The organism is Pseudonocardia adelaidensis, assembly GCF_039543345.1.
GTDB lineage: Bacteria > Actinomycetota > Actinomycetes > Mycobacteriales > Pseudonocardiaceae > Pseudonocardia > Pseudonocardia adelaidensis.
Genome location: NZ_BAABJO010000086.1, coordinates 1 through 993 on the forward strand (window position 1 = coordinate 1; position 993 = coordinate 993).

Consider the following 993-nt stretch of genomic DNA (forward strand, 5'->3'; position numbering starts at 1 on the left):
GGGCACCACCAGGTCCAGCGGCGGCACCGGGTAGTCCGAGGCCGGCTCGACCGCCGCCGGCCCCTCCACCTTCCGGTCCGGCACCAGGAACGCCACCAGCAACACCACCGCCAGCGCGATCCCCAACCCGATCAACAACGCCGACACCTGGCCACCACTGGTCCGCCACGTGCGGATCGCGAAGATCGCCAGGATCCACAACAACGACCCCGGCACCAGCACCTTCCAGCCCAACCGCATGAACTGGTCGTAACGCAGCCGCGGCAACGTGCCCCGCAACCAGATGAACACGAACAGGAACACGAACGCCTTGATCAAGAAGGCGACGAACTGCAACCAGCCGTTGGCGTTCAGGAACGACAACGGCCACGGCCACATCCCGCCACCCAGGAACAGCGTGGTGGCCATCGCCGAAACCGTCACCATGTTCACGTACTCGGCCAGGAAGAACAGCGCGAACTTCAACGACGAGTACTCGGTGTGGAACCCGCCCACCAGCTCCGACTCCGCCTCCGGCAGGTCGAACGGGGCCCGGTTGGTCTCCCCCACCATCGAGATCACGAACACCACGAAACTCGGCGCCAGCAGCAGCAGGTACCAGCCCGAGGCCTGCGAGGCCACGATGTCGGCCGTGGACAACGACCCCGCGTACAGGATCACCCCCACGATCGACAGCCCCAGAGCGATCTCGTAGGAGATCACCTGCGCCGCCGAGCGCAACGCCCCCAGCAGCGAGTACGGCGACCCGGAGGCCCAGCCCCCGAGCACGATCCCGTACACCCCGATCGAGGAGCAGGCCAGCACCACCAGCACCCCGACCGGCAGGTCCACCAACTGCAGCACCGTCGGCTCACCGAAGATCGACACCTCGCCGCCGAACGGGATCACCGAGAACGCCACGAACGCCGGGATCGTCGAGATGACCGGGGCGATGAAGTACACCCGCTTGTCGGCCATCACCGGCATGATGTCTTCCTTGAACGCCAGCTTGAG

At 66.3% G+C, this 993-nt stretch carries 1 protein-coding gene; it reads right to left on the bottom strand.

Going from position 1 to position 993, the window contains the following annotated elements; translation table 11 throughout:
• On the bottom strand, positions 1 to 993 hold a 993-nt coding region (gene nuoH, locus ABEA81_RS42310), incomplete at both ends, for an NADH-quinone oxidoreductase subunit NuoH (RefSeq protein WP_345613705.1).